Below are 11698 nucleotides of genomic sequence, written 5' to 3'. Positions count from 1 at the left end.
TATCGAGCGGTTCTACAACCCGTTCAGAAAACACTCCAAATTGGACTACCTCAGCCCGGTTCAATTCGAAGAGCGGCAGCGCTTAATGGGCTAGGCAAACCGTCCGGGAAACCGGGGGAAGCCCACTCAGCCCAGATTACCCATATCTCGGGCTTGGCCAAGAGTTCTGGGCTGACCAGATGCATTACAAAAATACTGCGGCGTTTCTCCGCTCAGGTGTCGCTGGAGTGCAAAAGCTGGCAGGAGCAGAGCGAGAGAAGGCGCTTGCTTGGTTTCTCGGCGTCGCTTGCCACATGACGGCCGACATGACGATTCATCCAATCGTTGAGAAGATTGTTGGACCGTATGAGCAGAATAAGGCAGCCCACCGCAAGTGTGAGATGCATCAGGACGCCTTCATCTTCCCTAAATTGAATGTGGGCGATGTCGGCCTTACGCAGCATCTAAACACCGGGATTGCGAGTTGCGGAGAAAAGGGAAGTGCACTGGAGCTTGACAAGACCATCAAGGCTCTTTGGCTACAGATGTTGAGCGAGAGCTATCCCTCAACGGGTAACAAGGGTGCTCCAGAGCCCAAACCTGACCACTGGCATGCAGGTTTTTGCACGGTACTAAAAGCGGTCAAAGGTGCAACAGAGCTATTCCCGTTTGCTCGGCACGTCGCGGCCAATAGTGGTCTTGTTTATCCGAAGCTCGACCAAGTGTCGACCATGTACGTCAAGGACATCATGACTCCCGAAGGAGCGATGGATTACTACGTCCTGTTTGATAAAGCCATCTCCAACATCCTTAAGGTCTGGCTGGGGCTAGAGAGCGCTTTGAGCAGGAACGACACCGCGTCTCTTGCGGCGCTTGAAGACTGGAATCTGGACACCGGCCGGTCGGTAACGACTGGCAAGTACGTCTTCTGGAGTAACTGAGCATGGTGCCCGAAAAACTGGGGATTGTTCTTCTGTGCTGCGCTCTAATGGCGTGCTCGAACAACCAAGAGCCGAAGATGAACAGTGCGGCCTCTGCACTGACTAAGCTCACAGCCAATGTAGAAGCGGAGATTTTGTACGGTACTGGGGCAAAGGATGTCAGTGACCGCGCGGTCATTGACAAGGCTTTTGAGGAAAATCCAATGCTCAAGCCTGAGTTGGGAGCCAACGACATCCTTTTGCGGCGAGGTGACAAAGGCGTTGTGGTGCTGATGTGCACCCACGACCGAGGCACGAGTCTGCTTGAAGACCTGTCATGCACGCCTCAGATGGACCAACATCACTGGCGTGATGCACCGGGCAGGGCGTGCATGTTCTCTATGAGTCCTGATGCCTGTCCATGAGCCACTGTCCATTCCAGACGTCCTTCAAAAAGCTCTGGGCTTCTTCCAGTTTCCCGGACACATCATCTGTTCTCGCTTTGTGGACCAGTCGTGTTCACCAGTCTAAGAGCCCTGGACCTGCCCGGTCCCGCCACGCTGCGGGTGAGCGACGAAGGCGCGCAGGCCGCGCGGGATGAGCATCGTCAGGGCTTGATGCGCATTTCGGCCGCCCGCGCGTGGGCCTGCAGGCCCTCACCATAGGCCAGCTCGGCGGCGATCTTGCCCAGCGTCTGCGCACCGGCCTCGCTCACCTCGATGAGGCTGCTGCGCTTTTGGAAGTCGTACACGCCCAGCGGCGACGAGAAGCGGGCCGTGCCGCTGGTGGGCAGCACGTGGTTGGGGCCGGCGCAGTAGTCGCCCAGCGATTCGCTGGTGTAGGCCCCGAGAAAGATCGCCCCGGCGTGCCGCAGCAGCGGCTCCCAGCGGTGGGGCTCGCGGCTCGAGACCTCCAGGTGCTCGGGCGCGATGCGGTTGCTGATGGCGCAGGCCTCTTCCATGTCGCGGGTGAGGATCAGCGCGCCGCGGCCGGTGAGGCTCTTGGCGATGATTTCGGCGCGGGGCATGGTGGGCAGCAGCCGGTCGATGGCGGCCTGCACCGCGTCGATGTAGGCGGCGTCGGGGCTCAGCAGGATGGACTGCGCGAGTTCATCGTGCTCGGCCTGGCTGAACAGGTCCATGGCCACCCAGTCGGGCGGCGTGGAGCCGTCGGCCAGCACCAGGATTTCGCTCGGGCCGGCGATCATGTCGATGCCCACGGTGCCGAACACGCGCTTCTTGGCGCTCGCCACATAGGCATTGCCGGGGCCGGTGATCTTGTCCACCTTCGGAACCGTGGCCGTGCCGTAGGCCAGTGCGGCCACGGCCTGCGCGCCCCCCAAGGTGAAGGCACGCGTCACGCCGGCCACGTGGGCGGCGGCCAGCACCAGCGGATTGCGCGCGCCCTGCGGGGTGGGCACCACCATGATGATCTCGCCCACGCCCGCCACGTGCGCGGGAATGGCGTTCATCAGCACGCTCGAGGGGTATGCGGCCTTGCCACCGGGCACGTAGATGCCCACGCGGTCGAGCGGCGTGACCTTCTGGCCCAGCAGCGTGCCGTCCTCGTCGCGGTAGCTCCAGCTTTCGCCGCTGGCCTTGCGCTGCGCCTCGTGGTAGCGGCGAACGCGGGCAGCGGCGGCCTCCAGGGCCTCGCGCTGCGCGGTGGGAATGGCCTCGAAGGCGGCCTTCAGCTCGTCCTGCGACAGCTCCAGCCCGGCCATGGAATCGGCCTGCAGGCCGTCGAAGCGGCGCGTGTATTCCAGCACGGCCGCGTCGCCGCGGGCCTGCACGTCTGCCAGGATGTCGGCCACGCGCTGCTCGATGGCGGCATCGGTCTCGGCGGACCAATGCAGGCGGTCCCGGAACGCGGCCTCGAAATCGGCGCTATCGGTACGCAAACGAACAGGCGTGGCTTTCATGGCTTTTCTATCTCTATCGCAAAGGGGAAGAAGGGGCCGCCGGGCTCATTCGGTCTCTGCCGACACGTCGCCCGTCTTGCGGTTGTACTTGAGCGTGATCTTGTCGAGTTCGCAGAGGTTGAGCCCCTCCCACTCGACTTCCGAGGCGTCGTCGGTGAACACGACCTTGATGTCCTGGATGCAGTGCTTGGTGTCGCCGAACTTGAACTTGCGCGAGGCGCCGTTCACCAGCTGGTTGCGGCCCAGACGGTCACTGCCCCATTTGTCCATCTTGGTGGGCGAAATATAGACCTCGTTGAGCGCATAGCCGGTGCGATTGACCAGCGTGAAGTCGGCATCGGCGGCGAAGGAGGTGCCGCTCAGCGCCAGACAGCCCAGCACCAGGATTTTCTTGAACATGGAACACCTCAGATTTTTGCAACACAAGATGCATCGAGAAACAATTTTCCCGACACAGCCCGGATTCTGCCGTGTCCTGGCCGGCGTGGGCTGCGATCTGAGGCGCCCGCGCAACGTCAGCCGCCAGCGGGGATGACCGACGCGAACGCGTCGATGATGCGGCGCAGTGGCGCCTGCTTGAGCTTGAGCGCCGCCTGGTTCACCACCAGGTGCGAGCTGATGTCCATGATCCGCTCCACCTCCACCAGGTGATTGGCCCGCAGCGTGTTGCCCGTGGACACCAGATCGACGATGGCATCGGCCAGCCCCGTGAGCGGCGCCAGTTCCATGCTGCCGTAGAGCTTGATCATGTCCACGTGCACGCCCTTGGTCGCGAAGAAATCGCGCGCGATGGCGGTGTACTTGGTCGCCACCCGCAGGCGCGAGCCCTGCTGCACCGCGCGGACGTAGTCGAAGTCGTCCCGCACCGCCACGCTCACCCGGCACTTGGCGATCTGCAGATCCAGCGGCTGGTACAGCCCCTGGCCGCCGTGCTCGATGAGCGTGTCCTTGCCCGTTACGCCCAGGTCGGCGCCGCCGTACTGCACGTAGGTCGGCACATCGGAGGCGCGCACCAGCACCACGCGCACGTCGGGCTGGTTGGTGGTCAGGATGAGCTTGCGCGACTTCTCGGGGTCGTCCAGCACCGCGATGCCGGCGGCGGCCAGCATGGGCAGGGCTTCGTCGAAGATGCGGCCCTTGGACAGGGCAAGAGTGATCATGGTCATAGGGGTGAAGAAAAAAGGAACCCGGCCGCCGCGCGCCAGGGAACCGGGGGGCGGCGAAGGCGGCTCACACCGCCCTTTCGATGTCGGCCCCGAGGCCGCGCAGCTTGGCTTCCATGCAGTCGTAGCCGCGGTCCAGGTGGTAGATGCGGTCCACCACGGTCGCGCCGTCCGCCACCAGGCCGGCGATGACGAGGCTGGCCGAGGCGCGCAGGTCGGTGGCCATCACCGTGGCGCCGGACAGGCGCGCGGCCGTGCTGCCCAGGCCCTCGATCACCGCGACCTTGCCGTCGGTCTGGATCCTGGCACCCAGGCGCGCGAGTTCGTCCACGTGCATGAAGCGGTTTTCGAAGATGGTCTCGGTGACCGTGGACGTGCCCTGCGCCACCACGTTCAGCGCCATGAACTGCGCCTGCATGTCGGTGGGAAAGCCGGGGTACTCGGTGGTGCGAAAGCCCTGCGCGCGCAATTGCGCGGCGCCCGGGCTCTTGACGCGGATGCCGTCCGGCTCGGCCTGCACCTGCACGCCGGCTTCGCGCAGCTTCTCGATCACGGCGTCCAGGTGGTCGGCGCGGCCGTGGCGCAGCAAGGCCTCGCCGCCCGTGGCCGCCACGGCGCACAGGAAGGTGCCGGCCTCGATGCGGTCGGCCACCACGCGGTGCGTGGCGCCGTGCAGGCGCTCCACGCCCTGGATGCGGATGCGGCTGGTGCCGTGGCCTTCGATCCGGGCGCCCATGGCGATCAGCATCTCGGCCAGGTCGGAAATCTCGGGCTCCTGCGCGGCGTTCTCCAGCACCGTCTCGCCCTCGGCCAGCGTGGCGGCCATGAGGAAGTTCTCGGTGCCGGTGACGGTGACCATGTCGGTGGTGATGCGCGCGCCCTTCAGGCGCGTGGCGCCCGCCGGCAGCCTGGCGATCATGTAGCCGTGCTCCACCAGGATCTCCGCGCCCATGGCGGTCAGGCCCTTGATGTGCTGGTCCACCGGGCGCGAGCCGATGGCGCAGCCGCCCGGCAGCGACACGGTCGCCTCGCCGAAGCGCGCCAGCAGCGGCCCCAGGGCCAGCACCGAGGCGCGCATGGTCTTGACCAGCTCGTAGGGCGCCTCGGGCGTGGAGAGCGCGCCCGCATCGATGCGCACCGTGCCGTCCGGCGAGCGCTCGGCCGCCACGCCCATGTTGCGGATGAGCTTGAGCATGGTCGCCACGTCCTGCAGCTGGGGCACGTTCAGCAGCGTGACGGGCTCGGCCGTGAGCAGCGCCGCGCACAGCTCGGGCAGGGCGGCGTTCTTGGCGCCGGAAACCAGCACCTCGCCATGCAGCGCGCGGCCGCCGCGAATCAGGAGTTTGTCCATGGCATCGAGCCCGGTGTATCAGTCAAAAGTGCCGCCAGCGCAATCAAAACTAGGGCATATAGCTATCAAAAAGTGAGCATCCGCCCGCAGGCCGTCAGGCGCCCTGCGCGGCCCACTCGGCGGGCGTGAAGGTCTTCATGGACAGCGCATGCACCTCGTCGGTCTGCATGCGGGTGCCCAGCGTGGCATAGACGCGCTGGTGGCGCTGGATGGCACGCTTGCCCTCGAACTCGGCCGAGACGATGGTGGCGTACCAGTGCCGTCCGTCGCCTTCCAGCGCGAGGTGCTCGCAAGGCAGGCCGGCGGCGATGAGGTCTTTGAGTTGGTCGGCGGTCATGGATGGGCTCGGGGGTCGTGGGTGCGTCGTCGCGTCGTCAATTGCGAATCTTGTAGCCGGTGCGCAGCAGGTGCACCGCCAGCGCGCTGACCAGCAGCCAGGCGATGCCCACGATGCCCAGGCTCAGCCACGGCGACGTGTCGCTCTGGCCGAAGAAGCCGTAGCGAAAGCCGTCGATCATGTAGAAGAACGGGTTCAGGTGGCTCACCGTCTGCCAGAACGGCGGCAGCGACTGGATGGAATAGAACACGCCCGACAGGAACGTCATGGGCACGATCACGAAGTTCTGGAACGCCGCCATCTGGTCGAACTTGTCGGCCCACAGCCCGGCGATCAGCCCCAGCGTGGACAGCAGCGCCGCGCCCAGCAGGGCGAACGCCAGGATCCACAGCGGCGCGGCGAAATCGGGCCGTGCGAACGCGAGCGTTACCACGAACACGCCCAGCCCCACGACCAGCCCACGCACGATGGACGAGCCCACGTAGGCCACGAACCAGGCCCAGTGCGACAGCGGCGTGAGCAGCACGAACACCAGGCTGCCCATGATCTTGCTCTGCACCAGGCTGGAGGAGCTGTTGGCGAAGGCGTTCTGCAGGATGCTCATCATCACCAGGCCGGGAATCAGGAAGGCGGTGTAGCTGATGCGGTCGTACACCTTCACGTGGTCTTCCAGCACGTGGCCGAAGATCAGCAGGTACAGCACGGCCGTGAGCACGGGCGCGGCCACGGTCTGGAAGCTCACCTTCCAGAAACGCAGCACCTCTTTGTAGAACAGGGTCTGCCAGCCGGTCATAGGCGCACCCCGCCTTCGGCCGTGGCCTCGGGTCCTTCGGGCGGCGCGGGCTCGCGCGCCGGGTCGGGGTAGCTGCTTTGCGCCATCACGTTGAGGAACACGTCCTCCAGATCGGCCTTGCGGATCTCCACGTCGTGCACCGCCACGCCCGCGGCGCGCAGCACGGCCAGGTGGCGCTCGATGTCCTGCGCGTCCTGCGCGGGCAGCTGCACCACGCGGCCGGTCACCCGGGCGACGGCCGCCAGGGCGGGCGGCAGCGCGTCATCGGTCTTGAAGCGCATCACGTTGGTCGAGGCCCCGTGCAGCAGGTCGGAGGTGGTGGACAGTGCCACCATGCGGCCGCGCTTGAGCATGGCGATGCGGTTGCACAGCGCCTCGGCCTCTTCCAGGTAATGGGTGGTGAGCAGCACCGTGTGGCCTTCCTTGTTCAGGCGGGCGACGAAGTGCCACAGCGTCTGGCGCAGCTCGACGTCCACGCCCGCCGTGGGCTCGTCGAGCACGATGATCGGCGGCTTGTGCACCAGGGCCTGGGCCACCAGCACGCGGCGCTTCATGCCGCCCGAGAGCTGGCGCATGTTGGAGCCGGCCTTGTCGGCCAGGCCCAGGTTTTCCAGCAGCTCGTCGATCCAGGCCTCGTTGTTCTTCACGCCGAAGTAGCCGGACTGGATGCGCAGCGCCTCGCGCACGTTGAAGAACGGGTCGAACACCAGCTCCTGCGGCACCACGCCCAGCTTGCGGCGGGCGGCGGCGAAATCGGCCTGCACATCGCTGCCCTGCACGCGCACGTGGCCGCTGGTGGCACGGGCGAGGCCGGCAAGGATGCTGATGAGGGTGGTCTTGCCCGCGCCGTTCGGCCCGAGCAGGCCGAAGAACTCGCCCTCCTCGATGTCCAGGCTGACGTTGTCGAGCGCCTGGAAAGGGCCTTTGGGCGTGGAATAGGTTTTGGAGACGGACTGGAAGGAGACTGCGGGCATGGGAGCCGGTGATTTTACGGCGTGCCGGCAACCGGTGCCCGCGCAAGGCGATGGGAAAGAAAAACAGCGATGGATGGCGACTCGCGCCCGCACGGGGCAGCGCGAGAACCAGGCAGTGCGGCAGCCAAGCAACGGACGGGCCGGCGCCCCGTGCAGGCGCCGCACCCGAAGGGCTCAGGCGGCCGGCAGCAGCTCGCCCACGCCGTACAGGCCGGCGAGCTTTTGCAGCCCGTCCGGCAGCGACTTCACCTCGAACCGCTTGCCGTCCAGCAGCGCGGCGCGGCGGCAGCCCAGCAGCACCGCCAGCGCCGACGAGTCGAACGTGGTCAGCGCGCTGGCATCCACCACCAGCAGCTCGTCGCGGTGGGCCTTGAGCCCCTGCAGCAGCATGCGCAAGCTCGCATTGGCCTGCGCATGGGTCAGTTCCGAAGGAAGCACCAGCATCGCGATCGGCTCCGGCGAACGGTCAGCCGCCCTTGGCCGCGTTGGCCTTGTTGCGGGCCACCAGCGACTCGATCAGGCCGTCCACGCCCTTGGCGTTGATCTCCTGCGCGAACTGGCCGCGGTAGGTTTCCACCAGCCACACGCCGAGCACGTTCAGGTTGTAGATCTTCCAGCCGGCACCGTCGCCGGGCGTCTTCTCCAGGCGGTAGTCGAGCTGGATCGGGTCGCCGCGGCCCTGGATCTCGGTGCGCACCAGCACGTCCTTGTCGTCGGCGGCCATGCGCAGGGGCTTGACGGTGATGGTCTGGTCGTTCACCTGGCTCAATGCGCCGGAATAGGTGCGCACCAGCAGCGTCTTGAACTCGTCCTGCAGCCGCTTTTGCTGCTCGGGCGTGGCCTGGCGCCAGCCCGGGCCCACGGCCGCGGCGGTCATGCGGCGGAAATTGACGTGCGGCAGGATGGTCTTGTCGACCAGCGCCATGATCTTGTTCACGTCGCCGGCCTTGATGCTCTTGTCGTTGCGGACGGTTTCCAGCACATCGGCCGACAGGCGCTTGACCAGCGCATCGGGGGCTTCTTCGGCGGCCAGCGCGGCCAGCGGAGCGCCGAGCCAAAGCACGGCGGCGGTGCAAAGGGCGGCGTGGCCCAGGGTGCGTCGATTCATCATCAGTGTCGTTCCTTCCTCGGGCACGCCCGGACGGCGTCCCTTCGATTCGTTCATTCTCGGGTCGGGCGGGCGCCCAGATGCGTCGGCCCGGTGCACGGATGCAAGCAACTGCAACCGCGCCGCGCAAAGGCCGAGGCCCCTCAGCGCGCCGGCTCTTCGGGCAGCTTGCCGCCGCCGTCGTCGTATTCTTGCTCGCCGCTGGTGGCCGGCGCGCCGCCTTCCTGGCTGCGAACCTGTAGGAACACATCGCGCGTGAAGCTGTACTTGTCGAGCGCCGCGGTGTCCAGCACCGAGCTGGCGCGCAGCAGGTTGGAGCGGATGTTCACCACGCGCAGGGCATACAGCGAATTGCGCGCCGACACCGGGTCCACGTACGAGACGAGGTCACCCTTGGCATCGACCGGCAGCGCCAGCGTGTCGCGCACGGTGGACGGGCCCAGCAGCGGCAGCACGAGGTACGGGCCGGTGGGGATGCCCCAGTGGCCGAGCGTGAGACCGAAGTCCTGCTTGGCGCGGTCCACGCCCATTTCGCTGGCCACGTCGAACACGCCGCCTAAGCCGAACACCGTGTTCACGTTGAAGCGCACCAGGCTGTTGAGCGCGCCCTCGCCACGCAGTTGCAGCAGGTTATTCACGAACGACCAGGCATCGCCCAGGTTGGAGAAGAAGTTGCTCACGCCGGTGCGCACGGGCGCGGGCGTGATGTCGCGGTAGGCCGTGGCGACCGGCCGCAGGATGATCGAATCGACGTTGTCGTTGAAGTTCGTCATGCTGCGGTTGTAGGGCTCCAGCGGGTCACGCGGGTTGGCCCCGGGGCCGCTGGCGCAGCCCGTCAGGAAGAGCGCGCCCAATGCCAGTGCGCTGCCGTGGGCCAGGGCCCGTTTCATGGTCGTTGTTGTCGTCATTTTTTGCCACCTGTGCTGGAGGAAGGCGCGCTGCTGCTGTTGCCGCCGCCCTCTGCCTTGCCATAGAGAAATTGTCCGATCAGGTTTTCCAGCACCACGGCCGACTGGGTGGAGGAGATCTTGTCGCCTTCCGCCAGGTTGGCTTCGTCGGCACCGGCCTGGATGCCGATGTACTGGTCGCCCAGCAGGCCGCTCGTGAGGATCTTGAGCGAGCTGTCCTTGGGGAACGCATAGCGCTTTTGCAGCTCCAGCGTCACCTTGGCCTGGAAGCTCTTGTCGTCGAAGGTGATGGACTGCACGCGGCCGACCACCACGCCGGCGCTGCGCACCGCCGCCTGGGGCTTCAAGCCGCCGATGTTGTCGAACAGCGCGGTGACCTGGTAGCCGGTCTGGAAGTTCAACTTGAGCAGGTTGGCGGACTGCAAGGCCAGAAAGACCAGCGCCGCGCCGCCCAGCAGGACGAACAGGCCGACCCAGATATCGTTCTTGGAATGCTGCATGTGTGTGTTTCCTAGGGGTTGCGGGCGTGCGGCCCCGTCAAATACTGAACATCAGGGCGGTGAGGACGAAGTCCAGCCCCAGCACGGCGAGCGACGCCATCACCACCGTGCGCGTGGTGGCCCGCGACACGCCTTCGGGCGTGGGCTTGGCCAGGTAGCCCTGCAGCAGCGCGATGAACGTGACGGTGACGCCGAACACGAGGCTCTTGAGCACCCCGTTGCCCACGTCCTTCCACACGTCCACGCCGCCCTGCATCTGGCCCCAGAAGGCGCCGCCGTCCACGCCGATCATGAGCACGCCCACGATCCAGCCGCCGATCACGCCCACCGCGCTGAACACCGCGGCCAGCAGCGGCATGGTGAACACGCCGGCCCAGAAACGCGGCGCGAGGATGCGGCGCACCGGATCGACGGCCATCATCTCCATGGCCGAGAGCTGCTCGCCCGCGCGCATGAGGCCGATCTCGGCCGTGAGCGAGGTGCCCGCGCGGCCGGCGAACAGCAGCGCCGTGACCACCGGGCCCAGCTCGCGCACCAGCGACAGCGCCACCAGAAGGCCCAGCGATTCGGCCGAGCCGTAGCGCTGCAACGTGTAGTAGCCCTGCAGGCCGAGCACGAAGCCCACGAACAGGCCCGACACGGCGATGATGGACAGCGAATAGTTGCCCAGGAAATGGATCTGGTCGCGCACCAGCCCCGGGCGCTGCAGCGTGGGGCCGATCAGGGCCACCAGCCGGCCGAACAGGCGCGCCGCGCGGCCCATGCCGGCCAGGTGGCTGCGCACCGCGAAGCCCACATCGGAAGGACGCCACCAGCTCATCGCGCACCTCCGGGGGTCGGGCCGAAATCCTGCGCCACGTCGGGGCCGGGGTAATGGAACGGCACGGGGCCGGTGGGCAGCGCGTGCACGAACTGGTGCACCAGCGGGTCGCGGCTGGCGCGCACCTCGTCGGGCGTGCCCTGCGCGGCCACGGTGCCGGGGCCGAGCACGATCACGTGGTCGGCCACGCGGAAGGTCTCTTCCACGTCGTGCGAGACGATGAGGGTCGTCAGGCCCATGGCGTCGTTCAGCTGCCGGATGAGCTGGGCCGCCGTGCCGAGGGAAATGGGATCGAGCCCGGCGAAGGGCTCGTCGTACATGATGAGTTCGGGGTCCAGGGCGATCGCCCGGGCCAGCGCCACGCGCCGGGCCATGCCGCCCGAGACCTGGCTGGGCATGAGGTCGCGCGCGCCGCGCAGGCCCACGGCATTGAGCTTCATCAGCACGATGTCGCGGATCAGTTCCTCGGGCAGGTCGGTGTGCTCGCGCAGCGGAAAGGCCACGTTCTCGAACACGCTCATGTCGGTGAACAGCGCCCCGAACTGGAACAGCATGCCCATGCGGCGCCGCGCGGCGTAGAGCGTGGCGGCATCCATGCGGCCCACGTCCTGGCCGCCGACCAGCACCTCGCCCTGCTGCGCCCGCTGCTGGCCGCCGATGAGGCGCAGCACCGTGGTCTTGCCGCCGCCGGAGGCGCCCATGAGCGCCGTGACCTTGCCGCGCGGCACGGACAGCGAAACGTCGCGCAGGATGTCACGCTCGCCGTACGAGAACGTCACGTTGCGCAGTTCGACCAGAAATGGGTGCTCAGGCATTCAGAGGGGATGAAGAAGGGGACCAACCGGTGATTGTCGCGGGTCAGGGCAAACCCCGGGCATGCGATGGTAACGCAAACATACATGCATGGATGTTTGCAAAAATCCA

Annotated in this window: 14 protein-coding genes and 1 pseudogene; 2 read left to right on the top strand and 13 right to left on the bottom strand. The window is 66.5% G+C overall.

Annotation, left to right across the window (positions count from 1 at the left end; translation table 11 throughout):
* Positions 1 to 140 precede the first annotated feature (140 nt).
* Both AVMA1855_RS12980 and AVMA1855_RS12975 read left to right on the top strand, forming a co-directional pair.
* Positions 141 to 920: pseudogene (locus AVMA1855_RS12980) on the top strand (zinc dependent phospholipase C family protein); the annotation flags it as partial.
* 2 nt (positions 921 to 922) lie between these two features.
* Complete coding sequence (locus AVMA1855_RS12975) at positions 923 to 1324, top strand: hypothetical protein (RefSeq protein ID WP_284410990.1); 402 nt, start codon at positions 923 to 925, stop codon at positions 1322 to 1324.
* A 182-nt stretch (positions 1325 to 1506) separates the two neighbouring features.
* Here the strand turns inward: AVMA1855_RS12975 and hisD are convergent, their stop codons facing one another.
* The 13 genes from hisD to AVMA1855_RS12910 form a co-directional block, all read right to left on the bottom strand.
* Positions 1507 to 2820: a histidinol dehydrogenase gene (gene hisD, locus AVMA1855_RS12970; RefSeq protein WP_284426011.1), complete on the bottom strand. Its 1314-nt coding sequence runs from the start codon at positions 2818 to 2820 to the stop codon at positions 1507 to 1509.
* 45 nt (positions 2821 to 2865) lie between these two features.
* A complete protein-coding gene (locus AVMA1855_RS12965; protein WP_284426010.1) occupies positions 2866 to 3219 on the bottom strand; it encodes a hypothetical protein in 354 nt (117 codons plus the stop codon).
* 116 nt (positions 3220 to 3335) lie between these two features.
* Positions 3336 to 3980, bottom strand: coding sequence for an ATP phosphoribosyltransferase (hisG, locus tag AVMA1855_RS12960; protein ID WP_442867359.1), 645 nt, complete (start codon positions 3978 to 3980; stop codon positions 3336 to 3338).
* A gap of 70 nt (positions 3981 to 4050) precedes the next feature.
* On the bottom strand, positions 4051 to 5334 hold the full coding sequence (murA, locus tag AVMA1855_RS12955; RefSeq protein WP_284426009.1) for a UDP-N-acetylglucosamine 1-carboxyvinyltransferase: 1284 nt from the start codon (positions 5332 to 5334) through the stop codon (positions 4051 to 4053).
* Between the two features lie 94 nt (positions 5335 to 5428).
* The gene (locus tag AVMA1855_RS12950) at positions 5429 to 5671 is read right to left on the bottom strand and encodes a BolA family protein (RefSeq protein ID WP_272567594.1); all 243 of its coding nucleotides are present in this window, start codon (positions 5669 to 5671) and stop codon (positions 5429 to 5431) included.
* A gap of 37 nt (positions 5672 to 5708) precedes the next feature.
* Positions 5709 to 6464, bottom strand: a complete 756-nt coding sequence (locus tag AVMA1855_RS12945) for an ABC transporter permease (protein WP_272567593.1) — start codon at positions 6462 to 6464, stop codon at positions 5709 to 5711.
* Complete coding sequence (locus AVMA1855_RS12940; protein ID WP_284426008.1) at positions 6461 to 7438, bottom strand: ABC transporter ATP-binding protein; 978 nt, start codon at positions 7436 to 7438, stop codon at positions 6461 to 6463. Before AVMA1855_RS12940 ends, AVMA1855_RS12945 begins: the two co-directional genes overlap by 4 nt.
* Before the next feature lie 174 nt (positions 7439 to 7612).
* Entirely contained in the window at positions 7613 to 7882 is a 270-nt protein-coding gene (locus AVMA1855_RS12935) for an STAS domain-containing protein (protein ID WP_284426007.1), read from the bottom strand.
* A 22-nt stretch (positions 7883 to 7904) separates the two neighbouring features.
* On the bottom strand, positions 7905 to 8549 hold the full coding sequence (locus AVMA1855_RS12930) for an MlaC/ttg2D family ABC transporter substrate-binding protein (protein WP_284396725.1): 645 nt from the start codon (positions 8547 to 8549) through the stop codon (positions 7905 to 7907).
* A gap of 140 nt (positions 8550 to 8689) precedes the next feature.
* Entirely contained in the window at positions 8690 to 9454 is a 765-nt protein-coding gene (locus AVMA1855_RS12925; protein ID WP_272567588.1) for an MlaA family lipoprotein, read from the bottom strand.
* Positions 9451 to 9954 carry an outer membrane lipid asymmetry maintenance protein MlaD gene (gene mlaD, locus AVMA1855_RS12920; RefSeq protein WP_284396724.1) on the bottom strand — a complete coding sequence of 168 codons (504 nt, stop codon included), beginning with the start codon at positions 9952 to 9954 and terminating at the stop codon, positions 9451 to 9453. The genes AVMA1855_RS12925 and mlaD overlap by 4 nt, the downstream gene beginning before the upstream one ends.
* A gap of 37 nt (positions 9955 to 9991) precedes the next feature.
* On the bottom strand, positions 9992 to 10774 hold the full coding sequence (gene mlaE / locus AVMA1855_RS12915) for a lipid asymmetry maintenance ABC transporter permease subunit MlaE (RefSeq protein ID WP_284426006.1): 783 nt from the start codon (positions 10772 to 10774) through the stop codon (positions 9992 to 9994).
* The gene (locus AVMA1855_RS12910; protein ID WP_284426005.1) at positions 10771 to 11589 is read right to left on the bottom strand and encodes an ABC transporter ATP-binding protein; all 819 of its coding nucleotides are present in this window, start codon (positions 11587 to 11589) and stop codon (positions 10771 to 10773) included. The genes mlaE and AVMA1855_RS12910 overlap by 4 nt, the downstream gene beginning before the upstream one ends.
* Between the last annotated feature and the right edge of the window lie 109 nt (positions 11590 to 11698).

The sequence above is a fragment of the Acidovorax sp. SUPP1855 genome, from assembly GCF_030158955.1.
Classification (GTDB): Bacteria; Pseudomonadota; Gammaproteobacteria; order Burkholderiales; family Burkholderiaceae_C; genus Paracidovorax.
This window is presented reverse-complemented; position numbering and strand designations above follow the sequence as displayed.

What these genes read in the sequence shown, in the direction of transcription:
- AVMA1855_RS12975 (WP_284410990.1), top strand. Translation starts at nt 923, where the DNA reads ATGGTGCCCGAAAAACTGGGGATTGTTCTTCTGTGCTGCGCTCTAATG.
- hisD (WP_284426011.1), bottom strand. Translation starts at nt 2,820, where the DNA reads ATGAAAGCCACGCCTGTTCGTTTGCGTACCGATAGCGCCGATTTCGAG.
- AVMA1855_RS12965 (WP_284426010.1), bottom strand. Translation starts at nt 3,219, where the DNA reads ATGTTCAAGAAAATCCTGGTGCTGGGCTGTCTGGCGCTGAGCGGCACC.
- hisG (WP_442867359.1), bottom strand. Translation starts at nt 3,980, where the DNA reads ATGATCACTCTTGCCCTGTCCAAGGGCCGCATCTTCGACGAAGCCCTG.
- murA (WP_284426009.1), bottom strand. Translation starts at nt 5,334, where the DNA reads ATGGACAAACTCCTGATTCGCGGCGGCCGCGCGCTGCATGGCGAGGTG.
- AVMA1855_RS12950 (WP_272567594.1), bottom strand. Translation starts at nt 5,671, where the DNA reads ATGACCGCCGACCAACTCAAAGACCTCATCGCCGCCGGCCTGCCTTGC.
- AVMA1855_RS12945 (WP_272567593.1), bottom strand. Translation starts at nt 6,464, where the DNA reads ATGACCGGCTGGCAGACCCTGTTCTACAAAGAGGTGCTGCGTTTCTGG.
- AVMA1855_RS12940 (WP_284426008.1), bottom strand. Translation starts at nt 7,438, where the DNA reads ATGCCCGCAGTCTCCTTCCAGTCCGTCTCCAAAACCTATTCCACGCCC.
- AVMA1855_RS12935 (WP_284426007.1), bottom strand. Translation starts at nt 7,882, where the DNA reads ATGCTGGTGCTTCCTTCGGAACTGACCCATGCGCAGGCCAATGCGAGC.
- AVMA1855_RS12930 (WP_284396725.1), bottom strand. Translation starts at nt 8,549, where the DNA reads ATGATGAATCGACGCACCCTGGGCCACGCCGCCCTTTGCACCGCCGCC.
- AVMA1855_RS12925 (WP_272567588.1), bottom strand. Translation starts at nt 9,454, where the DNA reads ATGACGACAACAACGACCATGAAACGGGCCCTGGCCCACGGCAGCGCA.
- mlaD (WP_284396724.1), bottom strand. Translation starts at nt 9,954, where the DNA reads ATGCAGCATTCCAAGAACGATATCTGGGTCGGCCTGTTCGTCCTGCTG.
- mlaE (WP_284426006.1), bottom strand. Translation starts at nt 10,774, where the DNA reads ATGAGCTGGTGGCGTCCTTCCGATGTGGGCTTCGCGGTGCGCAGCCAC.
- AVMA1855_RS12910 (WP_284426005.1), bottom strand. Translation starts at nt 11,589, where the DNA reads ATGCCTGAGCACCCATTTCTGGTCGAACTGCGCAACGTGACGTTCTCG.